This window comes from Bifidobacterium callimiconis, assembly GCF_003952005.1.
GTDB classification, from domain to species: Bacteria; Actinomycetota; Actinomycetes; order Actinomycetales; family Bifidobacteriaceae; genus Galliscardovia; species Galliscardovia callimiconis.
The window spans coordinates 179,954-206,737 of the sequence record NZ_QXGJ01000002.1 but is presented as its reverse complement, the minus strand read 5'-3'; the positions used below and the strand labels follow the sequence as shown (position 1 = coordinate 206,737).

General features: G+C 64.0%; 17 protein-coding genes and 1 pseudogene. 17 read left to right on the top strand and 1 reads right to left on the bottom strand.

Annotation, left to right across the window (positions count from 1 at the left end; genetic code table 11):
- Nucleotides 1-3: 3 nt before the first annotated feature.
- The 6 genes from D2E23_RS02965 (at nt 4) to thiC (ending at nt 11,388) form a co-directional block, all read left to right on the top strand.
- Nucleotides 4-921, top strand: a complete 918-nt coding sequence (locus D2E23_RS02965) for an ADP-ribosylglycohydrolase family protein (protein ID WP_241227185.1) — start codon at nt 4-6, stop codon at nt 919-921.
- A 165-nt stretch (nt 922-1,086) separates the two neighbouring features.
- Nucleotides 1,087-1,992 carry a 4-hydroxy-tetrahydrodipicolinate synthase gene (dapA, locus tag D2E23_RS02960; RefSeq protein ID WP_126029512.1) on the top strand — a complete coding sequence of 302 codons (906 nt, stop codon included), beginning with the start codon at nt 1,087-1,089 and terminating at the stop codon, nt 1,990-1,992.
- Between the two features lie 64 nt (nt 1,993-2,056).
- The gene (locus D2E23_RS02955) at nt 2,057-3,871 is read left to right on the top strand and encodes a ribonuclease J (protein ID WP_126029511.1); all 1,815 of its coding nucleotides are present in this window, start codon (nt 2,057-2,059) and stop codon (nt 3,869-3,871) included.
- A 251-nt stretch (nt 3,872-4,122) separates the two neighbouring features.
- Nucleotides 4,123-6,720 (top strand): aminopeptidase N, encoded by a 2,598-nt coding sequence (gene pepN, locus D2E23_RS02950; protein WP_126029510.1) that lies wholly within the window; start codon nt 4,123-4,125, stop codon nt 6,718-6,720.
- Nucleotides 6,721-6,767: 47 nt separating this feature from the next.
- Nucleotides 6,768-8,441 carry a PucR family transcriptional regulator gene (locus D2E23_RS02945; protein ID WP_126029509.1) on the top strand — a complete coding sequence of 558 codons (1,674 nt, stop codon included), beginning with the start codon at nt 6,768-6,770 and terminating at the stop codon, nt 8,439-8,441.
- A 199-nt stretch (nt 8,442-8,640) separates the two neighbouring features.
- Nucleotides 8,641-11,388: a phosphomethylpyrimidine synthase ThiC gene (thiC, locus tag D2E23_RS02940; RefSeq protein ID WP_241227184.1), complete on the top strand. Its 2,748-nt coding sequence runs from the start codon at nt 8,641-8,643 to the stop codon at nt 11,386-11,388.
- A gap of 132 nt (nt 11,389-11,520) precedes the next feature.
- On the opposite strand, the gene D2E23_RS02935 is transcribed toward thiC, so the two are convergent.
- Complete coding sequence (locus D2E23_RS02935) at nt 11,521-12,729, bottom strand: ATP-binding protein (protein ID WP_126029508.1); 1,209 nt, start codon at nt 12,727-12,729, stop codon at nt 11,521-11,523.
- 233 nt (nt 12,730-12,962) lie between these two features.
- Here D2E23_RS02935 and glmM point away from each other — a divergent pair, with 233 nt between their 5' ends.
- The 11 genes and pseudogenes from glmM to pyrF all read left to right on the top strand — a co-directional run.
- The gene (gene glmM, locus D2E23_RS02930) at nt 12,963-14,333 is read left to right on the top strand and encodes a phosphoglucosamine mutase (RefSeq protein ID WP_126029507.1); all 1,371 of its coding nucleotides are present in this window, start codon (nt 12,963-12,965) and stop codon (nt 14,331-14,333) included.
- A 96-nt stretch (nt 14,334-14,429) separates the two neighbouring features.
- On the top strand, nt 14,430-15,086 hold the full coding sequence (locus D2E23_RS02925; protein ID WP_126029506.1) for a peptide deformylase: 657 nt from the start codon (nt 14,430-14,432) through the stop codon (nt 15,084-15,086).
- A gap of 421 nt (nt 15,087-15,507) precedes the next feature.
- Nucleotides 15,508-15,879, top strand: coding sequence for a 30S ribosomal protein S12 (rpsL, locus tag D2E23_RS02920; protein ID WP_093960336.1), 372 nt, complete (start codon nt 15,508-15,510; stop codon nt 15,877-15,879).
- A 5-nt stretch (nt 15,880-15,884) separates the two neighbouring features.
- The gene (gene rpsG / locus D2E23_RS02915; RefSeq protein WP_093960335.1) at nt 15,885-16,355 is read left to right on the top strand and encodes a 30S ribosomal protein S7; all 471 of its coding nucleotides are present in this window, start codon (nt 15,885-15,887) and stop codon (nt 16,353-16,355) included.
- Nucleotides 16,356-16,385: 30 nt separating this feature from the next.
- Entirely contained in the window at nt 16,386-18,512 is a 2,127-nt protein-coding gene (gene fusA / locus D2E23_RS02910) for an elongation factor G (protein ID WP_126029504.1), read from the top strand.
- A gap of 210 nt (nt 18,513-18,722) precedes the next feature.
- Nucleotides 18,723-19,922 (top strand): elongation factor Tu, encoded by a 1,200-nt coding sequence (gene tuf, locus D2E23_RS02900; RefSeq protein WP_126029501.1) that lies wholly within the window; start codon nt 18,723-18,725, stop codon nt 19,920-19,922.
- 183 nt (nt 19,923-20,105) lie between these two features.
- Nucleotides 20,106-20,663 (top strand): elongation factor P, encoded by a 558-nt coding sequence (efp, locus tag D2E23_RS02895; RefSeq protein ID WP_093960370.1) that lies wholly within the window; start codon nt 20,106-20,108, stop codon nt 20,661-20,663.
- A 21-nt stretch (nt 20,664-20,684) separates the two neighbouring features.
- Nucleotides 20,685-21,113, top strand: a complete 429-nt coding sequence (gene nusB / locus D2E23_RS02890; protein WP_126029499.1) for a transcription antitermination factor NusB — start codon at nt 20,685-20,687, stop codon at nt 21,111-21,113.
- A gap of 67 nt (nt 21,114-21,180) precedes the next feature.
- Nucleotides 21,181-22,416, top strand: coding sequence for a glutamine-hydrolyzing carbamoyl-phosphate synthase small subunit (gene carA / locus D2E23_RS02885; protein WP_126029497.1), 1,236 nt, complete (start codon nt 21,181-21,183; stop codon nt 22,414-22,416).
- On the top strand, nt 22,409-25,786 hold the full coding sequence (gene carB / locus D2E23_RS02880; RefSeq protein ID WP_126029496.1) for a carbamoyl-phosphate synthase large subunit: 3,378 nt from the start codon (nt 22,409-22,411) through the stop codon (nt 25,784-25,786). Before carA ends, carB begins: the two co-directional genes overlap by 8 nt.
- A pseudogene (gene pyrF / locus D2E23_RS02875) lies at nt 25,783-26,697 on the top strand (orotidine-5'-phosphate decarboxylase); the annotation flags it as partial. The gene carB and the pseudogene pyrF, both read left to right, overlap by 4 nt.
- Between the last annotated feature and the right edge of the window lie 87 nt (nt 26,698-26,784).

The following is a 26,784-nucleotide window of genomic DNA, read 5'->3' as shown; positions in this document are numbered from 1 at the left end:
GCAATGTTGAATGATGCAATGGCGGCACGACTCAGGGGTGCGGTGTACGGGCAGGCGGTCGGCGATGCGCTCGGCGTGCCGTTCGAGTTCAAGTCGCGTGACTCCTTCCAATGCATCGACATGATCGGCAATGGCACCCATTGCAAGCCGGCCGGCACCTGGTCCGACGACACCGCGATGATGCTCGGCACGCTCGATTCGCTGGCCGACACCAATGGTGTGGTGAACGCCGATGACATGCGAGGAAAGTTCCTGGCATGGGCTCGAAACGGCGAATACACGCCCGACGGTGACGTGTTTGACATCGGCAACACGACCAGCATCGCTCTGGGCAGCGGCAAGGGGCAGACCGGCGAACGCGACAACGGCAACGGCAGCCTGATGCGCATCATCCCGCTGGCGTTCGTCGACTGCTCCGACGACGACATCCGGTCGGCGAGTGCCGTCACCCATGCGCATGAGATCAGCACGAGCGCATGCGTACGGTTCGTCCATGCCGCACGGCTGCTGATCGCGGCATCGGACGGATGGTCGGCCGGTGCGTCGGGCGAGAACAGTGGAATGATACGAGCGCGTCGGACCGCGGCGATCGACAAGGCCGGCGAGATCGCCGGACTGGAGAATCTCCGCGCCACGCCCCGCAACCAGATCCGGTCCGGGGGATTCGTGCTCGATACGCTCAGGGCCGCGTTCTGGTGCCTGACGACGACCGACTGCTACGCCGACTGCGTGCGTGCCGCGGTGAATCTGGGCAGTGATTCCGACACCACGGCCGCGGTGTCGGGGGCGCTCGCCGGCATCGTCTACGGATTCGATGCCAATCCGTGGACCGGCGAACTGCTTGGCATCGATCTGCTGGACCGCTGGATCGGCAAGGCGATCTCGTCGCTGCCCGACTGGCAGCCGGAATCCGCGCAATGAACGAATCTGGAAACAGGCCGGTCAACCGTGCCGAGACGGAATTCCGAAGAGGCCATACCGTCGGGGCGCGTTGATGAAACCGCATGGTGAACCGCCTCGAACCGTACCTCGCGGATTGTGGACATCGCCGTACCCGAGTCCACAATCCGAAGTACGGTAAGCGATATGAGTGACGGTACTATGCATCTTCTTGACCCCGCCCCGTTCGGGCGCATCCTTCCCGCCATGGTCACGCCGATGACCGCCGACGGCCACGTGGATTACGAGGCCGCTCAGGCCCTGGCCCAGCATCTGGTCGCCGACGGCGCCGATGGTCTGGTGGTCAACGGCACCACCGGCGAATCTCCGGTCACGCACATGGATGAGAAGGTGGCACTGGTCAAGGCCGTCAAGGAAGCCGTGGACGTGCCGGTGATCTCCGGCGCCGGCTCCAACGACACCGCGCACACCGTGCGCATGGTGGAACAGACCCAGGAGGCGGGCGCGGACGCCGTGCTCGTCGTCATGCCGTACTATTCGCGTCCGAGCCAGGAGGGCGTCGTCGGTCACTACAAGGCCGTCGACGAGGTTGCGGAAAAGCCGATCATCGTATACGACGTGCCGGGTCGCACCGGTCTGAAGGTGTCCGTCGAGACCTACGATCGTCTCGCCGAACTCGAACACGTCAAGGCCGTCAAGGACGCCACCGGCGATCTCGCCGCGGCCGTCGAGAAGCAGCAGCGCACCGGTCTGGCATGGTACTCCGGCGATGACGGTCTGTTCCTGCCGTTCCTGTCCATCGGCGCGGTCGGCATCATCTCGGTGATCGCCCACGTGGCCAGCAACCCGATGCGACAGCTCGTCGAAGCCTTCAACGAAGGCGACATCGCCACCGCGCGCCGTCTCGCCAACCAGCTGGCGCCGCTGGTGCACTCCCTGAACGGCGACGGCTATCAGGCAGTGATGGCCAAGGCCGCCTGCAAGGTCAAGGGCTATATCCCCGACACCACCATGCGTCTGCCCAACATCGGCCCCAACGCCGCACAGATCGCCAAGGCCGAGGAAGGCATGCGCGCTGCCGGTCTGCTCTGAACCGCGGACCAACCAAGCGTCGCTCCCGTATAGGCGGGGGCAAGTAACAACAGAAAACAAGAGAATGGCCAAAGAAACAAATCAGAACACCAATTCCAACAACAAGAAGCGCGGCGGATCCCGCAGGAGCGGCGGATCCCGCCGCGGCGGTCGCAAGCCCGCCCAGCAGTCCAAGAACCAGCAGCAGGAGCTGATCGCCCCGCCGAAGTACCGCAAGGGCTCCATGCGCATCGTGCCGCTGGGCGGTCTGGGCGAGATCGGCCGCAACATGAACGTGATCGAATACAACGGTCACCTGCTGCTCATCGACTGCGGCGTGCTCTTCCCCGAGGAGGAGCAGCCGGGCGTCGACCTCATCCTGCCCGATTTCAGCTACATCAAGGACCGTCTCGACAAGGTCGAGGCCCTGGTGCTCACGCACGGCCACGAGGACCACATCGGCGGCGTGCCCTACCTGCTCAAGCTGCGTCCCGACATCCCGCTGATCGGTTCCAAGCTCACGCTCGGCTTCGTGGACGCCAAGTGCAAGGAACATCACCTCAACCCCACCAAGGTGGAGGTCGAAGGTCGTGACCGTCTCAAGGTCGGCCCGTTCAACCTCGAGTTCGTCACCGTGACCCACTCCATCCCCGACGCGCTCGCCGTGTTCGTCAAGACCCCGGCCGGCAGCCTCATCGACACGGGCGACATCAAGCTCGACCAGCTGCCGCTCGACCATCGCATCACCGATCTGGTGGAGTTCGGCCGACTGGGCGAGCAGGGCGTGGACCTGCTCATGATGGATTCCACCAACGCCGAGGTGCCCGGATTCGTCAAGCCGGAGACCTCCATCGGCCCGGCGCTCGACCGCGTGTTCGCCGAGGCAAAGCGCAAGATCATCGTCGCCAGCTTCTCCAGCCACGTGCACCGCGTGCAGCAGGTGGTCGACGCCGCGCACAAGTACGGCCGCAAGGTGGTGTTCGTGGGCCGCTCCATGGTCCGCAACATGGGCATCGCCTCCGATCTGGGCTACCTGCACATTCCCGAGAACACCGTCATCGACATGAAGCAGGCCGACGACGTGCAGGACGACAAGCTCGTCTTCATGTGCACCGGCTCCCAGGGCGAGCCGATGGCCGCACTCGGCCGCATCGCCGATGGCAACCACCCGTACATCAAGGTCAACGAGTTCGACACCGTGATCCTCGCCAGCTCCCTCATCCCGGGCAACGAGCACGGCGTGTACAAGGTGATCAACAAGCTCGTGCAGCTGGGCGCCCGCGTGGTGAACCGCGACAACGCGGCCGTGCACGTGTCCGGCCACTGCAACGAGGGCGAGCTGCTGTACATGTACAACATCGTCAAGCCCAAGTGCGCCATGCCGATCCACGGCGAGAACCGTCACCTGGTGGCCAACGGCCTGATCGCCGTGAAGACCGGCGTGGACCCGCAGAACGTGGTCCTCGCCGAGGACGGCGATGTGGTGGACCTCTACCACGGTCAGGCCGCGATCGTCGGCTCCGTGCCGTGCAACTACGTGTACGTGGACGGCGACTCGGTCGGCGAGCTCACCGACGACGAGCTCGAAAAGCGTCGTATCCTCGGCACCGAGGGCTTCGTCTCCAGCTTCGTGGTGGTGGACACCGAGACCAGCGAAGTGGTCAACGGTCCGAAGATCTACCTCAACGCCGTAGCCGAGGACGAAAGCGAGTTCAAGCAAGTGCATTCGCAGATCGTGCAGAACCTCGAGGACGCCATGATGCAGGGCACCAAGAGCACCCACCAGCTGCAGCAGATCATGCGCCGCACGCTGGGCAGCTGGGTGGCCCGCAAGCTGCACCGTCGTCCGATGATCGTGCCCGTCGTGGCCGACATCGCCCAGGACGTGGACCAGCAGTAGGCAGACGATATCACGTCATAACGCATCGGCTCCCCTCCGTGAGGGGAGCTGACCGCCACAGGCGGTCTGAGGGGAGCGCATCAGCACATCACGGTAATCTCCGTGGCGTATCCTCCCCTCAGTCGGCATCCGCCGACAGCTCCCCTCACGGAGGGGAGCCTGTATATATACACGGCAATCGCGGCGCCGGAACGTTCCCCGCAAGGAATCGTCCCGCACACGCGCGATGCAGAACGAAGGAAGGGGAATCCATGCCGGGAGCAAATCTCACCAGAACCGAGGCCGAGGAACGTGCGGGAATCGTCTCCAACGCGGCGTATACGGTCGATCTTGATCTGACGAAGGGTGCGAAGACCTTCGTGTCGAACACCACCGTCACCTTCGACGCCAAGCCGGGGGAGTCGACCTACCTCGACCTGATCGCCGACTCTGTCGAATCCGTCACGCTCAACGGCACCGTGCTCGACGCCGCGGTCTACGACGACTCGCGCGTCGCGCTCGCCGATCTCGCCGAACACAACACGGTCGTCGTCAGGACGCTGTGCCGCTATTCGACCACCGGCGAGGGCCTGCACCGCAGCGTGGACCCCTCCGACGGCAACGTGTACCTGTACACGCAGTTCGAGGTGCCGGACGCCCGACGCATGTACGCCGTGTTCGACCAGCCTGACATCAAGGCCACGTTCGACTTCACGGTGACCGCGCCCAAATCGTGGGACGTCATCTCCATCGGCACCGTGGCATCCGTCGAGGACGTGGACCAGACGACCGAGCCCGGCACGCTCGGCGACAAGCCCGCCGAGACCTCCCGCCGCTGGACGTTCGCCACCACTCCCGTGATGAGCTCCTACCTGACCGCGCTGGTGGCCGGCCCGTACGCCAGCTGGCACACCGAATACGCCAACGAGGACGGTCGCACCGTGCCCATGGGCATCTACTGCCGTCAGGCGCTCAAGGACGCCATGGCCAAGGACGTGGACTACCTGTTCGACGTGACCAAGAAGGGCTTCGCGTTCTACAACGAACAGTGGGGCGTGCCCTACCCGTACGCCAAGTACGACCAGCTGTTCGTGCCCGAATACAATGCCGGCGCCATGGAGAACATCGGCACCGTGACGATCCGCGACTCCTACGTGTTCGAATCCAAGGTGACCGACGCGCTGGCCAACCGCCGCGTGGAGACCATTCTGCACGAGCTCGCCCACATGTGGTTCGGCGACCTGGTGACCATGAAGTGGTGGAACGATCTGTGGCTCAACGAGTCGTTCGCCGAATTCATGTCCACGCTCGCCACCGCGGAGGCCACCGACTGGTCGAACGACTGGGCCACGTTCTGTGCCGGCGAGAAGAGCTGGGCGCTGCGCCAGGACCAGCTGCCCACCACGCATCCGATCGTCGCCCCCATCAACGACCTCAACGACACGTACGTGAACTTCGATGGCATCACCTACGCCAAGGGCGCCTCCGTGCTCAAGCAGCTCGTGTTCTACGTGGGTCGCGAGCGTTTCTTCCAGGGCATCCACAACTATCTGACCGCCCACTCGTACGGCAACGCCACACTGGCCGACCTGCTCGGCGAACTCGAGAAGACCAGCGGACGCGATCTGACGGCGTGGAGCCGCCAGTGGCTCGAATCCGCCGGCATCAACACCATCGCCACCGAACTGCAGACCGCCGCCGATGGCACGATCACCAAGCTGGCGCTGCGTCAGAGCGCTCCGAACGAGCATGACGTGCTGCGCGTGCACCGCCTCGCCGTCGGCTTCTACGACGTCGACGAATCCGGCAAGGTCGTACGCACCAGGCGCTTCGAACTCGACGTGGACGGCGAGCTCACCGAGGTCGCCGAGGCCGAAGGGCTCAAGCGTCCGGCGTTCATCCTGGTGAACGACGACGACCTGACCTACACCAAGCTGCGTCTCGACGCCGCCTCGCTCGACTTCGCCCTGAAGAACCTCCACCGCTTCGCCGATGCGCTCACCCGCGCCGTGGTCTGGCTGAGCCTGTGGGACATGACCCGCGACGGCGAACTGCCAGCCGAGGACTTCATCGCCGTGAGCCTCAAGGCCCTCGCCAGCGAGACTGAATCCACCACCTTCCGCTACGCGATCGCCCAGGTGAGCACCACCGCGCACCACTACGTGGCGTCCGCTCGCCGCGCCGACATGCTCAAGAACGTGTCCGAACAGCTGTGGGACCTCACGCTCGCCGCCGAAGCCGGCTCCGACAACCAGTTCCAGCTACTCAAGGCCTACCTCGGCTACGGTCACGACGACGCATTCGAATCCCACGTGCGCGGACTGCTCGACGGCACGCTCACGCTGCCCGGACTCGACATCGACAACAACCTGCGCTGGTCGCTCGTCCACGCGCTCGCCGATCAGGGACTCATCGACGCCGCCGGCATCGACGAGGAGCTGGCCCGCCGCGACACCACCGAGAACCGCGAGTTCGCCGTGGGCGCCAAGGCCGCGATCAACACCGTGGAGGCCAAGCGCTGGGCATGGGACCAGTCCCTGCACAACGACGATTTGACCAACTCGCAGATGGAGGCCGTGGCATACGCGTTCTCCGGCACCGACAGCCGCGAACTCGCCGACCCGTACGTCGGCGAATACTTCGACGTGATCGACTGGGTGTGGAAGAACAAGACCTACCACATGGCGGAAACGCTGCTGAACGGCCTGTACCCGGGCTACGCCGACCCGGCCGCGCTGGTGGCCGCCGGCGACAAGTGGCTCGCCGCCCACGAGGACGCCGACCGTGCGCTGAAGCGCCTCGTCGTCGAGAACCTCGCAGGCTCTAGGCGCACCCTCTCCGTGCAGCGCTACAACGAATCCCTGCAGTAGTAGCGGATCCGTGGATCCATGGGAAACCGGCCGGAATCGCGAACGACATGAACGTCGCCTCATCGAAGCGTGACCAGACGCCCGACGGCATCACGCTTCGTCGACTGCTCGACGAACCGGGGCTGGGTCTGCGACTGACCTGCCCCGGCGAGCAGGGTGCGCTCGACCGGCCGATATCCTGGGTGCATCCCGCCGAGATCGCCGACATCGCCATGTGGAGCGAACCCGGCGAGGTGCTGCTCACCACCGGCACGAACTTTCCCACGGAATCCATGACCGCCGACGACGATCACGCCCTGCTGGTGGCCGCGCGCAAGGCCGTCGGACTGCCCGCCCGCTTCACGGACGAACGCGAGGCATACCGGCAGTGGTGCGACTGCTACATCTCCCAGCTGGTCCAGGCCGGCGTGCTCGCCGTCGGCTTCGGCGTGGGCGTCAAACACCCGGTCACGCCGGCCGCCCTGCTCGACGCGGCCGCCCGCGCCGGACTGCCGATGTTCGACGTGCCGCTCGAGATCCCATTCCTCGCCGTCGTCAAAACCGTGTCGCAGGCCATCGCCGACCGTCATGACGACACCATGCGACAGTCCCTGCTCATGCAACGGCAGATGCTCAAGGCCGCGGCCGACGAAAATTCGCTTCATGGCGTGACCATGGCCGCCGCCCGACTGCTCGGCGGATGGTCGGCCTACGTGGACGCCGACGGTACGGTGAACGACATCTCCAACCGCACCTTCGGCAAGCAGGCCCAGGATTGGGCCATGCGCCTCGCCTCCAAAGCCGCGCAGGCACACGCCAACCCGGGACTGACCACCGTGTTCGGCACGCAGAACGGCCACAGCCACTGCGCATGCGCGGTCCGTGCCCCATCCGACGGCGCGTCCGGCGGCGTGCTCACCGGCATCATCGTGATCGCCGCACCACAGGACGCACGCACCGACGTGCAATTACGTTCGCTGACCATGATCGCCGCCGACGTGCTGTCGGTCATCGTGCCGCGACTGCAAGCATCGGCCCGACGCATCGGCCGGCTGCGCACCGCGGTGCTCTCCGCGCTTGCCGACGGCCACAGCGACGCCATGCTGACGATGATAGGCGAGCTCTGGCCGTCCATGCCACGACCGCCGCTGCGGCTGATCTGCGTGGATGGCGATGACGCCGTACAACGACTGTATGAGCGTCTGGATGCCGGCGCAGACCCCATGCCCGGCTCCGGCGCGGCGGTCTTCGGCATATATGATCGACGGTTGTGGCTGATCGTCGGCGAGGACGACTCGTCGACCGTATTGGGAGCCCTGTGCACGCGCGACGACTGCTACTGCGGTTCCGCGACATGTCCTTCATGGCGTTCCGTGGGGGAATGCTTCGCTCCGGCCGTGCAGGACATGCATCGCAACCGTCTGGGCGGCGAGCGAACGCTCATCGACCTTTCCGCGCATGAACTGATTCGCTCGGAACTGGCGACCGCCTACGCCGTCGAACTGCTTCGGCCACTGCGCCGACTGCCGCGGCAGGAATCCGACGCGCTGATGGCGACCATCCGCGAGCTGCTTGCCGTCTCGTTCAACGTGGGTGCCGCGGCCAAGGCGCTCGGCGTGCATCGTCATACCGTGGAGAACCGTCTGGCCAAGATCGAGCGTCTGCTCGGATTGGATCTTGGCCAGGAGGCGTCGCGCGTGAGGCTGTGGATCGCCTGCTCATATGCGCGGACGGAGACTTGAACCGGCTCGTCCGCATACGTGTGCGGTTACTTACCACGAACTTCCGCGACACGCCAGAGTGATGCGGAGAATCATTGCATGCGGTGATAGCGTAGAAGACGTCCACACGGGTGCCCAAATGCGAGGGCTGAGATCGGAAAGCGTCCGAGACCGTAGAACCTGGCCGGGTAATGCCGCCGTAGGAAGTTAGGAACATCTCATGCAGGATCCTGCACAATCAGCAAACGCCTATCCGTACGTGTCGATGCGTGACGACTTCGATCTCTCCGCCTCGTTCGTCGTCGGACCCCACACCGTGGGGGACAGGCCCATCACCGACGTGGTCGACGACGCGTTGCGCGGCGGCGCCACGTTCATTCGGCTCTCCGCGCGCCACGTCACCGCGCGCGAGCTCACCGCACTGGCCGGCGACGTGGCGCAGATCATCGAAGACAACGGCAAATCCGACACCGTGGCCTTCGTGATCGACGGACGCGCCGACGTGGTCTGGCAGTGCCGCCGCAAGGGCATCAAGATCGACGGCGTGCACCTCGGGCCGAACGACATGGAGGTGCGTGAAGCCCGCGAACTGCTCGGCAACGAGGCGATCATCGGCCTCGACGCGCAGATCGAGGGACTCGTCCCCATTCTCAACGAAATCCCCGAAGGATGTCTCGACTACATCTCCGGATCCCCCGTGCACATGCCCACCGTCGAACAGGAACAGGCCGCGCTCGCCGATGAGCATGGCACGCTGCTCACGCTCGAGCGGGTGAACACCATGGCCACCGCCTGCGTCTACCCGGTGGTGGTCGGCGAGGGCGTCACCGCGGACGACGTGCCGGGACTGGCCGGCAGCAAGGCCGCGGGATTCTACGTCTCCGAACAGGTGTCGAAGGCCTCCGATCCCGAATCCGCCATGCGCGGACTCGTCGAAACGTGGAATGAGAACCGAGACGGACGTCGCCACGGCTATGCGCCGCGCGAGACCGCCGAACCGCAGGAAGCCGCTCCCGCCGCGGCGGAGACCGGCTCCCCGAAGAAGTTCACCAACGCCAAGGAGGCCAAGGCCGCGGCCAAGCTCGCCAAGCAGCAGCGCGTGGACATCGCCGCCCGCGACTCCAAGCAGCGCGACAAGGCGCACATCCGCAAGACCAAGACCGTGCACTTCGAGAACCAGCACGGCTCCTATGACCTCGAGGTGCCGTACACCGAGATCAAGCTGTCCGACACCCCCGGCGTGGGCCCCAACCCGCCGTTCATCGACTACAGCACCGAAGGCCCCAAGTGCGATCCCAAGGAGGGTCTGAAGCCGCTGCGCCTCGGCTGGATCAAGGACCGTGGCGACGTCGAGGAGTACGAGGGCCGACGCCGTAATCTCGCCGACGACGGCAAGCGCGCCATGAAGCGTGGCAAGGCCACCAAGGAATGGCGCGGCCGCCGTCACAACCCGATGAAGGCCAAGGACCACCCGGTGACCCAGATGTGGTACGCCCGTCACGGCATCATCACCCCCGAGATGCGGTTCGTCGCCGAGCGTGAGAACTGCGATGTGGAGCTCGTGCGTTCCGAGCTCGCCTCCGGCCACGCCGTCATGCCGTGCAACATCAACCACCCCGAGGCCGAGCCGATGATCATCGGCGAGAAGTTCCTCACCAAGCTCAACGCCAACATGGGCAACTCCGCGGTCACCAGCTCCATCGACGAGGAGGTGGAGAAGCTCACCTGGGCCACCAAGTGGGGCGCCGACACCGTGATGGATCTGTCCACCGGCAACGACATCCACACCACCCGCGAGTGGATCCTGCGCAACTCTCCGGTTCCGATCGGCACCGTGCCGATGTACCAGGCCCTCGAGAAGGTGGAGGACGACGCATCCAAGCTCAGCTGGGAGCTGTTCCGCGACACCGTGATCGAACAGTGCGAGCAGGGCGTGGACTACATGACTATTCACGCCGGCGTGCTGCTGCGCTTCGTGCCGCTCACCGCCAACCGCGTGACGGGCATCGTCTCGCGCGGTGGCTCGATCATGGCCGAATGGTGCCTGCAGCATCATCAGGAGAGCTTCCTGTACACGCACTTCGACGAACTGTGCGACATCTTCGCCAAGTACGACGTGGCCTTCTCGCTGGGCGACGGTCTGCGCCCCGGTTCGCTTGCCGACGCGAACGACGCCGCGCAGCTGGCCGAGCTCATGACGTTGGGCGAGCTCACCCAGCGCGCGTGGGCCAAGGACGTGCAGGTGATGATCGAAGGCCCCGGCCACATCCCGTTCGACACCGTGCGCATGAACATCGAGCTGGAGAAGGCCGTGTGCTCCGGCGCGCCGTTCTACACGCTTGGACCGCTCACCACCGACACCGCCCCTGGCTACGACCACATCACCTCCGCCATCGGCGGCGTGGAGATCGCCCGCTACGGCACGGCCATGCTGTGCTACGTGACGCCGAAGGAACACCTTGGCCTGCCGAACAAGGACGACGTAAAGCAGGGCGTGATCGCCTACAAGATCGCCTGCCACGCGGCCGACATCGCCAAGCATCATCCGCACGCCCAGGATCGTGACGATGCCATTTCCAAGGCCCGTTTCGAGTTCCGCTGGCTCGACCAGTTCAACCTGAGCTACGATCCGGACACCGCCATCGCCTTCCACGACGAGACCCTGCCCGCCGAGCCTGCCAAGATGGCGCACTTCTGCTCCATGTGCGGACCGAAGTTCTGCTCCATGGCCATTTCGCAGAACATCCGCAAGAAGTTCGGCAACGCCGCGCAGCAGGAGCAGCTGGTGCAGGACACTCTCGCCGGCAAGGTCCCGGAGGCCGCCGAGGTCGCCGCGCAGGCGGTCGCCGACAGCGGAGTGAAGTCCGGCACGGCCATGAGCGCCGAGGACATCGCCGCGGGCATGGACCAGATGAGCGAGAAGTTCCGCGCCCAGGGCGGAAAGCTCTACACCAAGGCCAGCGAGTGACCTGTTCGATCATCGGCTGAGTATCGTCGACTTTCACGGGTGCCGTTCCGTGCCGGTTTTGCCGGGCAGGGACGGCACCCTTTGTCGTCTTGTCGTTTGTCGTCGGTTTGCTGCCGTCTTGCTGCCGGCCGCTCACCCGACGTGCCGACGCAGTTCAGGACGACGCTCGACCCGTTCGAACGCGGTCATGAGATCATCCGATCGGATCGCGCTGCGTCGGTCCTTGGCCGCGACCAGCGCCGCCTCGGTCCAGATGGCGCACACCTCCGCCCCGCTCCAGCCCTCCGTACGGGCGGCGATATTGGCCAGCGGCAGCTCGCCTTCGGTGCGCAGCGCGCGCTCCTGCACGCGTAGGATCCCCAGCCGGTCATGCTCGCTGGGCATGGGGAACGGGATCTGCCAGTCGAACCGTCCCGGGCGCAGCAGCGCCGGATCGACGTCCTCGATGCGGTTGGTCGCCGCGACCACCACCACATTGCCCTTGGACGCGAACCCGTCCATCAGGGTCAGCAGCTGCGCCACCAGACGCTTGCCCACGCCGTTCGTGTCGGATTCACGGGAACCGGCGATGGAATCGATCTCGTCGAAGAAGATGATCGCCCTCCGGTCGCTCTGCGCTGCGGCGAAGATCATGCGCAGCGTTTCCTCGCTGTCGCCCACGTACTTGCTGACGATCGTCGGCCCGGAGACGAGATAGAACTGCGCGTCGGCCACATTGGCGATGATCCTCGCCAGATGGGTCTTGCCGGTTCCCGGTGCGCCGGTGAAGATCACGCCCTTGATCGGCTTCGCACCGATCGCGCGCATCTGCTCGCTGTTGCCCAGCTGGGTCTCGATCAGCTCCTTGGCACGGACGATCACCTGCTCGTAGCCGCCGAACGAGGCGAAGGTGAGCGACGGGTCATCGCCCGGCGTGATCCGATACTGTTTGATGTCATCGTCGTGATCGCTTTCCCCCGGACGGATGGCCGTGGGCCACAGCACGCGTTCGATGCCGAACAGGTCAGTGAACTCCACCGTATTCCCCGGCATGATGTTCTGTGGATAGTCTCCCTCCAGGATCTCCAGACCATCGGAGGTCTCCAGAATCACGCAGTCGTCGAGCGCACGTCGAACCACGCCCACACGAGGCTTTACCGGCCATGCCGATTCAGGCGCCTTCACATAGAAATCCGTACCCACCAGCATCACGTCGCCGATGTCGAGCACTTCCTGATTGGGAAAGGTCAGTTGGGTGGCATGACCGTTCGGCATTACGCCGTAGTAGTGTGCGCGCCCTTCGTCGTATCCCGTGATCCGGACCAGTACACCGTCCTGTCGCATCGCGCCGTCGCCCATCATGCTCTCCTCGATCGAATATCGGAACACCTCACATCATACGGTTAGCGGGCAGGTATACGAATGCGCTTCGCCCGACGATGCGTGAATGACGCCAGAAATCGGCCGGTCGACGGCCCTATACGGCAAATGCGGGGAAAACGGGCAGTATTTTCGCCAACGACGGCGGTTGATGGGGAGTCTTGAGTACCATGGGTCACGTATCAATGCTTCTACGATAGCGAGGATGACAGAACATGCCACGTATGTTCGGAACCGATGGTGTTCGAGGATTGGCGAACCGTGATCTGACCGCGCAGCTGGCGCTCGATCTGGGCGACGCCGCCGTCCGTGTGTTGGGGGATGACCAGAGCGAGGGACGTCGACGTGCCCTGGTTGGCCGAGACACCCGTGTTTCCGGTGATTTTCTTGCGGCCGCCTTGTCCGCCGGCATGAGCGCCGGTGGCTTCGACGTGATCGACGCCGGCATCATCCCCACGCCCGGCGTGGCCTTCCTGACCAGCGTGCTCAACGTCGAGATGGGCGCCGTGATCTCCGCATCCCACAACCCCATGCCCGACAACGGCATCAAGTTCTTCGCACGTGGCGGCTTCAAGCTGCCCGACACCAAGGAGGACGAGATCGAGGCCGTACTCGGCAAGGACTGGGACCGTCCGACCGGTGCCGGCGTCGGCCGTATCTCGCACGATACGGAGACCGCCACCAAGCTGTACATCGACCATCTGGTGTCCGCCATCGCGCCGCTCAACGACGACAAGACGCAGACCAAGCCGCTCAAGGGTCTGAAGATCGTTGCCGACTGCGCCAACGGTGCCACCTCCGTGGTGGCCCCCACCGCGCTGCGCCGCGCCGGCGCCGACGTGATCGTGATCAACGCGTCCCCCGACGGCTACAACATCAACAAGCATGCCGGCAGCACCCACCCCGAGCAGCTGCAGGCCATGGTCAAGGCATCCGACGCGGTGATGGGCGTGGCGTTCGACGGCGACGCCGACCGCTGCCTCGCCGTGGACGAGGACGGCAACATGGTCAACGGCGATCAGATCATGGGCATCCTGGCCCGTGCCAAGAAGCGTGAGGGCAAGCTCAACCACGACACGCTCGTCGTGACCGTGATGAGCAACCTCGGTCTCAAGCTCGCCCTCAAGGACATGGGCATCAAGACCGTGCAGACCAGCGTCGGCGACCGCTACGTGCTCGAGGAGATGCTCAAGGGCGACTACTCGCTGGGCGGCGAGCAGTCCGGCCACGTGATCAACCGCGAGTTCGCCACCACCGGTGACGGCACGCTCACCGCGCTCACGCTGTGCAACGAGGTCGTCAAGTCCGGCAAGAGCCTCAAGGAACTGGCCGCGGACTTCCCGCAGCTGCCGCAGCAGCTCGTCAACGTGCCGAACGTCGACAAGATGGCCGCCAACACGAACGCCAAGGTGCAGGCCGCCGTGGAGCGCGAGACGAAGCTGCTCGGCGACACCGGCCGTGTGCTGCTGCGCCCGTCCGGCACCGAGCCGCTGGTGCGCGTGATGGCTGAGGCCGCCACGCAGGAGCAGGCCGACGAGGTGTGCGCCCGTCTGGCCCAGGTCGTGGCCGACGAGCTCGCCCTGTAATCGCCGGTATTCGCCCGTAGGCGATCCCGTACATATTCGCGCCTCTCGTTGCCGTGCCGGCAGCGCGGGGCGCGACCTGTTCAAAGGAGAATCGTTATGTTTGGAAAGAACAGCAAGGTGGACATGGCGCTCAACCGCGATGTGGAACTCATGCTCAAGGACGCCAAGGCCAATGATGGACTGCTGCCCATTGTGCAGGCCGGCGAGCCGGTGCTCCGCCAGCAGACCATGCGCTACGCGGGGCAGCTGTCGAAGAACACGCTGAAGAAGCTCATCGAGACCATGCGCCACACCATGCTCGAGGCCCCCGGCGTCGGTCTTGCGGCCACGCAGATCGGTCTGGGACTTGCCCTGGCCGTGGTGGAGGACCACGTGCGTGACGATGAGGACGATCCGCGCGAGGTGGCCGAGTTCCCGTTCCATGTGATCATCAACCCCGTCTACACCCCGGTGGGGGAGAAGACCGCCAGCTTCTACGAGGGGTGCCTGAGCTTCGACGGCTATCAGGCGGTGCGCCGCCGTTGGCTTGACATCACGGCCGAGTGGGACGACGAAAACGGCCAGCACCACAAGGAGCAGCTGCACGGATGGCCGGCGCGCATCTTCCAGCATGAGACCGACCACCTGAGCGGCGAGCTGTACATCGACAAGGCCGAGATCCGCAGCCTGACCACCTACGACAACCTCGAGGACTACTGGTGCGAGGATCCGGTGCCCACCGACGCCGCCCGCGAGCTCGGCTTCGACCTCTGACCGGTTCGATTTCGATGCGAATGTGGTAGTCCGAACGCGACATGATTGACGCCTTGTGAAGGCTCGCATTGTCACGTTCGGACTACCAAATCGGAATGGGGGATGGGGACTGTGCCGCTGGATCCGTTCGGACCATCAAATTCGTTCGGGACGGTGGATCGTTCGGCGTGTCGCAATGTCTTGCCTCGTGATATAGTAAATATTCGTGTGTGCCATTAACGCGGCATATGTTAGGGCTGCGTTCGAGTGGGACATCCCGGATTCCAAGGAAACGAACCGGTAACGGCGAGTTGAGGATGAAGGGCCATCGGGCCGGTGGACTGTGGCTGATACGACTTTCCGATTCGTGGAACGTGTCTTGGTGCCGCAGTGTGGCGGTTCCACAGAAGAACAGTAATCCATGTGAATCGGAGAACTTAAGTTGCCTACGATTGAACAGCTCGTCCGTAAGGGACGTCAGCCGAAGCCCAAGAAGTCGAAGACCTTGGCGCTGAAGGGCAGCCCGCTGCGTCGCGGCGTGTGCACCCGTGTCTACACCACCACCCCGAAGAAGCCGAACTCGGCTCTGCGTAAGGTCGCCCGTGTGCGCCTTTCCTCCGGCATCGAAGTCACCGCCTACATTCCGGGCGAGGGCCACAACCTGCAGGAGCACTCCATCGTGCTCGTGCGCGGCGGCCGTGTGAAGGATCTGCCGGGTGTGCGTTACCACATCGTGCGTGGTGCGCTCGATACCCAGGGTGTCAAGGACCGCAAGCAGGGTCGTTCCCTGTACGGAGCAAAGAAGGCGAAGTAAGAGAAATGTCACGTAAAGGACCCGCTAAGAAGCACCAGCTCCTGCCCGATCCGATCTACGGTTCGACGGTGGTTGCCCAGCTCATCAACAAGATTCTGCTCGACGGCAAGAAGTCGATCGCCGAGAACATCGTGTACTCCGCGCTCGATATCGTCAAGGAGAAGACCGACCAGGAGCCCGTTTCCGTGCTGAAGCGCGCTCTGGACAACATCCGTCCGTCCCTCGAGGTGCGTTCCCGCCGTGTCGGTGGCGCCACCTACCAGGTGCCGGTCGAGGTCAAGCCGAACCGCGCCAACACCCTGTCGCTGCGCTGGCTGACCGACTTCTCCCGCGCCCGTCGCGAGAAGACCATGGCCGAGCGTCTGGCCAACGAAATCCTCGATGCCTCCAACGGTCTCGGTGCTTCTGTCAAGCGTCGCGAGGATACTCATAAGATGGCAGAGGCCAACAAGGCCTTCGCTCATTACCGCTGGTAATTTCGTTCGGATAAGAGTTAAGGAATACCAATGGCACAAGACGTGCTTTCGGATCTGAACAAGGTCCGCAACATCGGCATCATGGCCCACATCGATGCCGGTAAGACCACCACGACGGAACGTATCCTGTACTACACCGGCGTGAACTACAAGATCGGCGAGGTGCACGACGGCGCCGCGACGATGGACTTCATGGCTCAGGAGCAGGAGCGCGGCATCACCATCCAGTCCGCCGCCACCACCTGCTTCTGGAACCGTCAGACCCACGACACCAAGGACAAGTTCCAGATCAACATCATCGACACCCCCGGCCACGTGGACTTCACGGCCGAGGTGGAGCGCTCCCTGCGCGTGCTCGATGGCGCCGTTGCCGTGTTCGACGGCAAGGAAGGTGTGGAGCCGCAGTCCGAGACCGTGTGGCGTCAGGCCGACAAGTACTCCGTCCCGCGTATCTGCTTCATCAACAAGATGGATAAGCTGGGCGCTAACTTCTACTACTCGGTCGACACCATCAAGGACAAGCTGGGTGCCACCCCGCTCGTGATGCAGCTGCCGATCGGCGCCGAGAACGACTTCGCCGGCGTTGTCGACCTGGTCGAGATGAAGGCCTACGTCTGGAACGGCACCGAGGGCCTCGGCGCCAAGTACGAGACCACCGATATTCCTGAGGACCTCAAGGACAAGGCCGAGGAGTACCACACCGCGCTGATCGAGGCCGTGGCCGAGACCGACGACGCTCTGATGGAGAAGTACTTCGGTGGCGAGGAGCTCTCCACCGAGGAGATCCGTGCCGCCGTGCGCAAGCTCACCATCAACCGTGAGGCCTTCCCGGTGTTCTGCGGCTCCGCCTTCAAGGACAAGGGTGTGCAGCCGATGCTGGACGCCGTCGTCGACTACCTGCCGTCCCCCGAGGACGTGCCGGCCATCAAGGGCTTCAAGCCCGGCGACGAGTCCGTCGAGATCGACCGCAAGCCCACTAAGGAGGATCCGTTCTCCGCGCTGGTCTTCAAGATTTCCACCCACCCGTTCTACGGCAAGCTGGTGTTCGTGCGCGTCTACTCCGGCGAGGTCAAGCAGGGCGATTCCGTGCTCGACTCCACCCGTGAGAAGAAGGAGCGCATCGGCAAGATCTTCCAGATGCACGCCGACAAGGAGAACCCGATGGACTCCGCGTCCGCCGGTAACATCTACACCTTTGTGGGCCTGAAGAACGTCACCACCGGTGACACCCTGTGCGATCTGGCCAACCCGATCACCCTCGATTCCATGACCTTCCCCGATCCTGTGATCGAGGTGGCCGTGGAGCCGAAGACCAAGGCCGATCAGGAGAAGATGGGCATCGCTCTGGCGAAGCTCTCCGAAGAGGATCCGACCTTCCAGGTGAAGACCGACGAAGAGTCCGGCCAGACCCTGATCTCCGGCATGGGCGAGCTCCAGCTCGACATCATCGTCGACCGTATGCGTCGCGAGTTCAAGGTGGAGTGCAACCAGGGCAAGCCGCAGGTGGCCTACCGCGAGACCATCCGCAAGGCCGTCATGAACCAGGAATACACCCACAAGAAGCAGACCGGTGGTTCCGGCCAGTTCGCAAAGGTCCTGATGAACTTCGAGCCGCTCGACACCGAGGCCGGCGAGACCTTCGAGTTCGAGAACACCGTCACCGGCGGCCACATCTCGGGCGAGTTCATCAAGCCGATCGAGGACGGCGTCAAGGAAGCCATGGAGTCCGGCGTGCTCGCCGGCTTCCCGGTCGTGGGCGTCAAGGCCACCGTCACCGACGGTGCCATGCACCCGGTCGATTCCTCCGAAATGGCCTTCAAGATCGCCGGTTCCATGGCGTTCAAGGAGGCTGCTCCGAAGGCCAAGCCCGTCATCCTCGAGCCCATCATGGCCGTCGAGGTCCGTACTCCGGAGGAGTACATGGGCGACGTCATCGGCGATCTGAACCAGCGTCGTGGCAACATCCAGTCCATGACCGACGCCACCGGCGTCAAGGTCATCGACGCCAAGGTGCCGCTGAGCGAGATGTTCGGCTACATCGGCGACCTGCGTTCCAAGACCCAGGGCCGCGCCATGTTCACCATGCAGATGGACTCCTACGCCGAGGTGCCGAAGAGCGTCTCGGACGAGATCATCAAGGCCCAGCGCGGCGAGTGAGCCACGCTTTGATCGCCGGCCGGCGACGGTCGGCGATCGGCGCCACGCCATGCGCCTTTTCGTCTTCGGCGGACAGTAGAATTTCTACTGTTCGCTGGGGCGACAGGCGCATATAGTGGCGTAAATCCAAAAAACCCAGTAATATGTCGAGAGTGTCTTGTGCATGGTTTGCACAGGCAAACTACGAGACGTCCAGGAGGACAAAAACACATGGCAAAGGAAAAGTACGAGCGTACTAAGCCGCACGTTAACATTGGTACCATCGGCCACGTCGATCACGGTAAGACCACTCTGACCGCCGCCATCTCCAAGGTGCTGCACGAGGAGTTCCCGGATGTCAACCCGGAGTACGACTTCAACCAGATCGATTCCGCTCCGGAAGAGGCCGCTCGCGGTATCACCATCAACATCGCCCACATCGAGTACCAGACCGCTAAGCGTCACTACGCTCACGTCGACTGCCCGGGCCACGCCGACTTCGTGAAGAACATGATCACCGGTGCCGCCCAGATGGATGGCGCCATCCTCGTTGTGGCCGCCACCGACGGCCCGATGGCCCAGACTCGCGAGCACGTGCTGCTCGCCCGTCAGGTTGGCGTGCCGAAGATCCTGGTCGCCCTGAACAAGTGCGATATGGTCGACGACGAAGAGCTCATCGAGCTGGTTGAGGAAGAAGTCCGCGACCTCCTCGAGGAGAACGGCTTCGATCGCGACTGCCCGGTCATCCACGTGTCCGCCTACGGCGCTCTGCACGATGACGCTCCGGACCACGAGAAGTGGGTTGAGCAGATCAAGAAGCTCATGGACGCCGTCGACGAGTACATCCCGACCCCGGTCCACGACCTCGACAAGCCGTTCCTGATGCCGATCGAGGACGTCTTCACCATCTCCGGTCGTGGTACGGTCGTCACCGGCCGTGTTGAGCGTGGCCAGCTGGCCGTCAACACCCCGGTCGAGATCGTCGGTATCCGCCCGACCCAGAACACCACCGTCACCTCCATCGAGACCTTCCACAAGACGATGGACTCCTGCGAGGCTGGCGACAACACCGGTCTGCTCCTCCGTGGCCTCGGCCGCACCGACGTGGAGCGTGGCCAGGTTGTGGCTGCTCCGGGCTCCGTCACCCCGCACACCAAGTTCGAGGGTGAGGTCTACGTGCTGACCAAGGATGAGGGTGGCCGTCACTCGCCGTTCTTCTCCAACTACCGTCCGCAGTTCTACTTCCGCACCACCGACGTCACCGGCGTCATCACCCTGCCGGAAGGCGTCGAGATGGTTCAGCCCGGCGATCACGCCACCTTCACGGTCGAGCTCATCCAGCCGATCGCTATGGAGGAAGGCCTGACCTTCGCTGTGCGCGAGGGTGGCCACACCGTCGGCTCGGGCCGTGTCACCAAGATCCTCGCCTGATTTCAATCAGAGAGATCGACACGCTTGAACTAGCGTCATAGAAAATGCCCCGGATCCCTTAGGGTCCGGGGCATTTTCGTATATATGAACAGAGTATGAACATACCTGTATAGGCGGTATGGCATAATAGCGAAGGCTATTTTTAAGCTTCACTGTAATCAATTACGAAATAGGTGAGTGAACGTGGCACAGACTACCAATGACATCAAGAACGGTTCCGTCCTGAACCTCGACGGCCAGCTGTGGACCGTCATCAAGTTCCAGCACGTCAAGCCGGGCAAGGGCCCCGCCTTCGTGCGTACCACCATCAAGAACGTGCTGTCGGGCAAGATCGTCGACAAGACCTTCAACGCTGGCATGAAGATGCAGTTCGAGACCGTCGACAACCGCACGCTGCAGTACTCCTACGAGGACGGCGATAACTTCGTCTTCATGGACATGACCACCTACGATCAGATCATGATCCCCCGCGATCTGGTCGACTCCAAGTTCCTGCTGGAAGGCACCGACTGCATCGTGTCCTTCCACGACGGCACCCCGCTGAGCGTGGAACTGCCCGCCTCCGTCGTGCTGACCATCACGCACACCGAGCCCGGCCTGCAGGGCAACCGCTCCAACGCCGGCACCAAGCCCGCCACCGTGGAGACCGGCGCCGAGATCCAGGTCCCGCTGTTCATCAACGAGGGCGAGAAGGTCAAGGTCGATACCCGCGACGGCTCCTACCTCGGTCGCGAGAACTGATCGTAAGGGGATCACACCTTCATGGCACGTTCCACCGCCCGCAAAAGGGCTCTGAATACGTTGTATGAAGCCGACGAGAAGGGACAGGACATCCTGTCCCTTCTTGCTGAGCGCATCGAACACCCCGGCGCACAGACGCCGCTGCCCGAGTACGCCATCGAAATCGTGCGTGGCGTGGCCGAACACCGCAGGGACATCGACTCGCTGCTGGGGGAGTGCTCCACCAGCTGGAAGGTCTCCCGCATGCCGGTGGTCGACCGCAACATCATGCGCATCGCCACATGGGAGATCGTCTACAACGACGAGGTTCCCGCCGGCGTGGCCATCGATGAGGCGCTGTCGCTCGCGAAGACGCTGTGCGACGCCGAATCGCCCAACTTCATTCACGGCCTGCTGACCGCAGTGGCCGCGAAATCCGAAGAAAAACCAGAAGAAAACACCAATGACTGAACCACGCCTATATCCACGCCCGTGGGTATGGTGAATTCAGAAATAATCCGCTGTTAAGGGGGATTTAGTGAGCCTCAACGAGTCCGAGCCCACTGCCGTGGGTAGCTATGATGCAACGAATGCCGTTCTCGTCCTCGAGGACGGGCAGGTCTACGTCGGACAGCCGTATGGTGCAGCCGGCGAGACCTTTGGCGAGATCGTCTTCGCCACGGGCATGACCGGCTACCAGGAAACGCTGACCGACCCGAGTTATGATCGTCAGATCGTCGTCCAGACATTCCCCCACATCGGTGATACCGGCGTGAACCGTGAGGATCCCGAATCCTCGCGCATCTGGGTGTCCGGCTATGTGGTGCGCGACCCCAGCCCGGTGGTGAGCAACTGGCGCGCCACCGGCAGCCTCGATGACGACCTGCAGGAGCAGAACATCGTCGGCATCTGCGACATCGACACCCGCAAGCTGGTCCGTCACCTGCGTTCCGCCGGTGTGATGCGTGCCGGCATCTTCTCCGGCACCGCCCTGACCGACGAAGCGGGCAAGGTCCTCCCCGTCGCCGAACTGCTCGCCAAGGTGGCCGCACAGCCCACCATGAGCGGTTCCAATCTGGGCCCCGAAGTCTCCACCAAGGAGATGTACACCGTGGAGCCCATCGGCGAATTCGAAGGCAAGGATCCTCTGGCCACCGTCGTCGCCGTGGATCTTGGCATCAAGGCCATGACGCCGCATCGTCTCGCCGAACGCGGATGCCGTGTGCACGTCGTGCCCATGACCACCACGTTCGAGCAGATCGAGGCCCTGAACCCCACCGGCGTCTTCTTCTCCAACGGCCCCGGCGATCCGTCCACCGCCGACGACACCGTGGCGCTGCTGCGTCAGGTGCTCGACGCCGGCTACCCGTTCTTCGGCATCTGCTTCGGCAACCAGATTCTGGGCCGTGCGCTCGGATTCGGTACCTACAAGCTCAAGTTCGGCCATCGCGGCATCAACCAGCCGGTCAAGGACCTGACCACCGGCAAGGTGGAGGTCACCGCCCACAACCACGGCTTCGCCGTCGACGCGCCGATCGGCGACCCCGTCGTCACGCCGTACGATAACGGCCACTATGGCAAGGCCCGCGTCAGCCATGTCGATCTCAACGACGACGTGGTCGAAGGCCTTGAATGCATCGACATCCCGGCGTTCTCCGTGCAGTACCACCCCGAAGCCGCCGCCGGTCCGCACGACGCATCGTACCTGTTCGATCGTTTCGTCGATCTCATGCTCAACCACAAGGATTCCAAGGAAGGTAGTGTCAATGCCTAAGCGCACCGATATTCACTCCGTAATGGTCATCGGTTCCGGTCCGATCGTCATCGGCCAGGCCGCGGAGTTCGATTATTCCGGAACGCAGGCATGCCGCGTCCTTCGCGAAGAGGGCATCCGCGTGATTCTGGTGAACTCCAACCCGGCCACCATCATGACCGATCCGGAGATGGCCGACGCCACCTACATCGAGCCGATCAGCGTGCCGATCCTCGAGAAGATCATCGCCAAGGAGCGCCCCGACGCACTGCTGCCCACCCTGGGTGGCCAGACGGCCCTGAACGCCGCCATGGCCCTCGGCGAGGCCGGCGTGCTCAAGAAGTACAACGTCGAGCTGATCGGCGCCTCGCTGGAGGCCATCGACCGCGGCGAGGATCGTGAACTCTTCAAGAAGGTCGTGGACGAGGCCGGTGCCGAATCCGCGCGATCCTTCATCGCGCACTCGCTCGAGGAATGCGACCGCATCGCCGACACGCTCGGCTACCCGCTGGTCGTGCGCCCGAGCTTCACCATGGGCGGTCTGGGCTCCGGCATCGCCCACAACGAAGAGGAGCTGCACCGCATCGCCGGCGCCGGCATCCACTATTCGCCCACCGACGAGGTGCTCATCGAGGAAGGCATCGAAGGCTGGAAGGAGTTCGAGCTCGAGCTCATGCGCGACCGCAAGGACAACGTGGTCGTCGTCTGCCCGATCGAGAACGTGGACCCCGTGGGCGTGCACACCGGCGATTCGATCACCGTGGCTCCCTGCTTCACCCTCAACGATCGCGAATACCAGAAGCTGCGTGACATCGGCATCGCCATCATCCGCGGCGTGGGCGTGGACACCGGCGGCTGCAACATCCAGTTCGCCGTGCACCCCGAGACCGGCCGCATCATCGTCATCGAGATGAACCCGCGCGTGAGCCGCTCCTCCGCACTGGCGTCCAAGGCCACCGGCTTCCCGATCGCCAAGATCGCCACCAAGCTGGCCCTCGGCTACACCCTCGACGAGATCCGCAACGACATCACGCAGTCCACGCCGGCCAGCTTCGAGCCGACCATCGACTACGTGGTCACCAAGGTGCCGCGCTTCGCGTTCGAGAAGTTCCCGGGCGCCGAACAGCGCCTGACCACCTCCATGAAGTCCGTTGGTGAGGCCATGGCCCTCGGCGGCAACTTCCAGGAGTCGCTGGGCAAGGCCATGCGCTCCATCGACAAGCGTCACATGGGCTTCAGCTGGGACGGCGAGAAGCCGGACGCCGCCGAGGTCGCCGACCTGCTCGAGAAGATCAAGGTGCCGACCGAGCACCGTTACCAGCAGCTGCAGCGCGCCATCTGGGGCGGTGCCAGCGCCGAACAGATCTTCGAGGCCACCAAGATCGATCCGTGGTTCATCGCCCAGCTTGTGCTGATCGACCAGACCGCGCTCGAGATCAAGGGCGCCAAGACCCTCACCCCGGCCCTGCTCAAGAAGGGCAAGAAGGCCGGCCTGTCCGACGTGCAGATCGCGCACCTGCGTGGTCTGGGCGACGAAGGCGAGAACACCATCCGCGAGCTGCGCTGGACCTACGGTCTGCGCCCCGTGTACAAGACGGTGGATACCTGCGCCGCCGAGTTCGATGCCGTCACGCCGTACTACTACAGCTGCTACGCCGATGAGTCCGAACTGCGTCCGCGCGAGCGCGAGGCCGTGATCATCCTCGGCTCCGGTCCGAACCGCATCGGCCAGGGCATCGAGTTCGACTACACCTGCGTGCACGCGGTGCAGGAGCTCGGCAAGGATTACGACACCATCATGGTGAACTGCAATCCGGAAACCGTGTCCACCGATTACGACATGTCCGACCGCCTCTACTTCGAGCCCCTCACCTTCGAGGACGTGCTCGAGATCTACGAGGCCGAGAAGGAGATGGGCCCGGTCAAGGGCGTGATCGTGCAGCTCGGCGGTCAGACGCCGCTGTCGCTCGCCGCCCGCCTCAAGGCCGCCGGTGTGCCGATCCTCGGCACCACGCCCGAATCCATCGATCTGGCCGAAAACCGTGAACTCTTCGGCGAAGTGCTGCGCAAGGAGGGCCTCAACGCCCCGCGCTACGGCACCGCGCTGAGCCTCGAGGAGGCCCAGGAAGCCGCCACCAGCATCGGCTACCCGGTGCTCGTGCGTCCGAGCTACGTGCTCGGCGGCCGTGGCATGGAGATCGTGTACGACGACGCCCAGCTCAAGAAGTACGTGGGCCGCGCCCTCGAGGAGGCCAAGGCCGACATGGTCGTCTCCGGACGACTGCCCTCCCCGCTGCTCATCGACAAGTTCCTGTCCGACGCCATCGAGATCGACGTCGACGCCCTGTTCGACGGCGAGGAGCTGTACATCGGCGGCATCATGGAGCACGTGGAGGAAGCCGGCGTCCACTCCGGCGACGCCGCCTGCACCCTGCCCCCGAGCACCCTGTCCGACGATCAGATCCGTCGTCTGCGCGAGGCCACGCTGGCCATCTCCCGCGGCTGCAACGTGCGCGGCCTGATCAACGTGCAGTACGCGTTCATGTCCAACACGCTGTACGTGATCGAAGCCAACCCGCGTGCATCCCGCACCGTGCCGTTCGCATCCAAGGCCACCGGCACCCCGCTGGCCAAGGCCGCGGCCCGCATCATGGCCGGCGAGTCCATCGCCGATCAGCGCGCCAACGGTCTGCTGCTGCCCCACGGTGACGGCGGTGACGTGCGTCGCGGCCAGCCGGTCGCCGTCAAGGAGTCCGTGCTGCCGTTCAAGCGCTTCCGCACCCCTGTCGGCAAGACCGTGGACATTCTGCTCGGACCCGAGATGCGCTCCACCGGCGAGGTCATGGGCTTCGACCGTGACTTCCCGCACGCGTTCGCCAAGAGCCAGCTCGCCGCCTACGAAGGCGGTCTGCCGACCAGCGGCAACGTCTTCATCTCCGTCAACGACACCGACAAGCGTCAGCTGCCGCTGATGGCCGTGCGTCTGGTGGAACTCGGATTCCACATCTGGGCCACCGAAGGCACCGCCTCCGTGCTGCGTCGCTACGGTATCGAGTCCAACATCGTCGACAAGATCACCGGCCGTCTCGACTCCGACGAGACCAAGGTGCGTCATGCCGAAGGCAGCACCGGAAAGAACGTCGTCGAGCTCATCGAAGAGGGCAAGATCGACATGGTGCTCAACACCCCCAACTCGCGTGGCTCCCGTTCGGACGGATACTCCATCCGTGCGGCCGCCATCGCCGCCGATCTGCCGCAGTTCACCACCATCACCGAGTTCTCGGCGGTACTGCTGGCAATCGAGGCAGTCAAGAAGCAGGATTATCAGATTCTGAGCATCCAGGAGCATGCTCAGCAGCTGTTTGAACTGGAAAGGCGCGAACTGAAATGACAGCAGCAGAGGCCCAGACTATCGTCCAACGTTCGGAATTCGGTAAACGACTCAAGGCGTCCATGGACATGTATGGGCCTCTGTGCGTCGGCATCGATCCGCATCGTAAACTTCTGGCCAAATGGGGCTACAACGTGGATGCGAAGGGTGCCGAACTGTTCGCCATGCGCATGCTGCAGGCCGCCCAAGGCCGTGCCGCAGCCGTGAAGTTCCAGATGCCCATGTTCGAGCGCTACGGATCCAAAGGATTCGCCGCGCTCGAGCGAGCGCTCTTCGCCGCTCGTCAGATGGGCGTCATCACCATCGTCGACTGCCTGCGTGGCGGTCTGCCCACCACCGTGTCGGCACTTGCCGACGCCTATCTCAAACCCGGCGCGCCCATGCTGGCCGACGCCATCACCCTGCTGCCGTACTACGGTTTCCGTTCCCTGACCAATCTGGTCGGCGAAGCCCTCGAAAACGGCAGGGGAGTGTTCGTCGCATCCGTGACCTCCAACACCGAGGGCATCTCCCTGCAGTCCGCCATCCGACAGCGCGGCGACTTCCCCGGCCAGACCGTGGCCTACGGCGTCGCCCATGCCGCCCAAAACTTCAATGAAGGCGTGGAAGGCATGGGATCCGTCGGCCTTATCATCGGTGCCACCATCGGCCAGTGGATGAAGACCAGCGGCGTCGACCCCTCCGTCTTCACCGGTCCGATCCTATCCCCGGGCTACGGATGGCAGGGAGCCGAAGCCAAGGACCTCAAGACCGTCTTCAAAGGCACCAAGGGCAACGTGCTCGTCACCGTCTCCCGCTCCATCTCCTCCAAAGGCCCCGAAATCGCCGACCTGTCCGCCGCCACCGAGGCCATCGCCCTCGACGTGCGCCAGGCGCTCTACGAGGCCATGGAAGAAGGCGACAAGGAACAGGCAGCCGAACCCGAAGCCCCCCATCCCGGCATCGACCCGGCCCTGACCGCCGCCCATCTGGCCGACGGCAACCCCCCGCAGGTCCAC

Excerpts from the sequence above, each read along its gene's own strand:
- D2E23_RS02965 (WP_241227185.1), top strand. The coding sequence starts at position 4 with ATGTTGAATGATGCAATGGCGGCACGACTCAGGGGTGCGGTGTACGGG.
- dapA (WP_126029512.1), top strand. The coding sequence starts at position 1,087 with ATGAGTGACGGTACTATGCATCTTCTTGACCCCGCCCCGTTCGGGCGC.
- D2E23_RS02955 (WP_126029511.1), top strand. The coding sequence starts at position 2,057 with ATGGCCAAAGAAACAAATCAGAACACCAATTCCAACAACAAGAAGCGC.
- pepN (WP_126029510.1), top strand. The coding sequence starts at position 4,123 with ATGCCGGGAGCAAATCTCACCAGAACCGAGGCCGAGGAACGTGCGGGA.
- D2E23_RS02945 (WP_126029509.1), top strand. The coding sequence starts at position 6,768 with ATGAACGTCGCCTCATCGAAGCGTGACCAGACGCCCGACGGCATCACG.
- thiC (WP_241227184.1), top strand. The coding sequence starts at position 8,641 with ATGCAGGATCCTGCACAATCAGCAAACGCCTATCCGTACGTGTCGATG.
- D2E23_RS02935 (WP_126029508.1), bottom strand. The coding sequence starts at position 12,729 with ATGATGGGCGACGGCGCGATGCGACAGGACGGTGTACTGGTCCGGATC.
- glmM (WP_126029507.1), top strand. The coding sequence starts at position 12,963 with ATGCCACGTATGTTCGGAACCGATGGTGTTCGAGGATTGGCGAACCGT.
- D2E23_RS02925 (WP_126029506.1), top strand. The coding sequence starts at position 14,430 with ATGTTTGGAAAGAACAGCAAGGTGGACATGGCGCTCAACCGCGATGTG.
- rpsG (WP_093960335.1), top strand. The coding sequence starts at position 15,885 with ATGTCACGTAAAGGACCCGCTAAGAAGCACCAGCTCCTGCCCGATCCG.
- fusA (WP_126029504.1), top strand. The coding sequence starts at position 16,386 with ATGGCACAAGACGTGCTTTCGGATCTGAACAAGGTCCGCAACATCGGC.
- tuf (WP_126029501.1), top strand. The coding sequence starts at position 18,723 with ATGGCAAAGGAAAAGTACGAGCGTACTAAGCCGCACGTTAACATTGGT.
- nusB (WP_126029499.1), top strand. The coding sequence starts at position 20,685 with ATGGCACGTTCCACCGCCCGCAAAAGGGCTCTGAATACGTTGTATGAA.
- carB (WP_126029496.1), top strand. The coding sequence starts at position 22,409 with ATGCCTAAGCGCACCGATATTCACTCCGTAATGGTCATCGGTTCCGGT.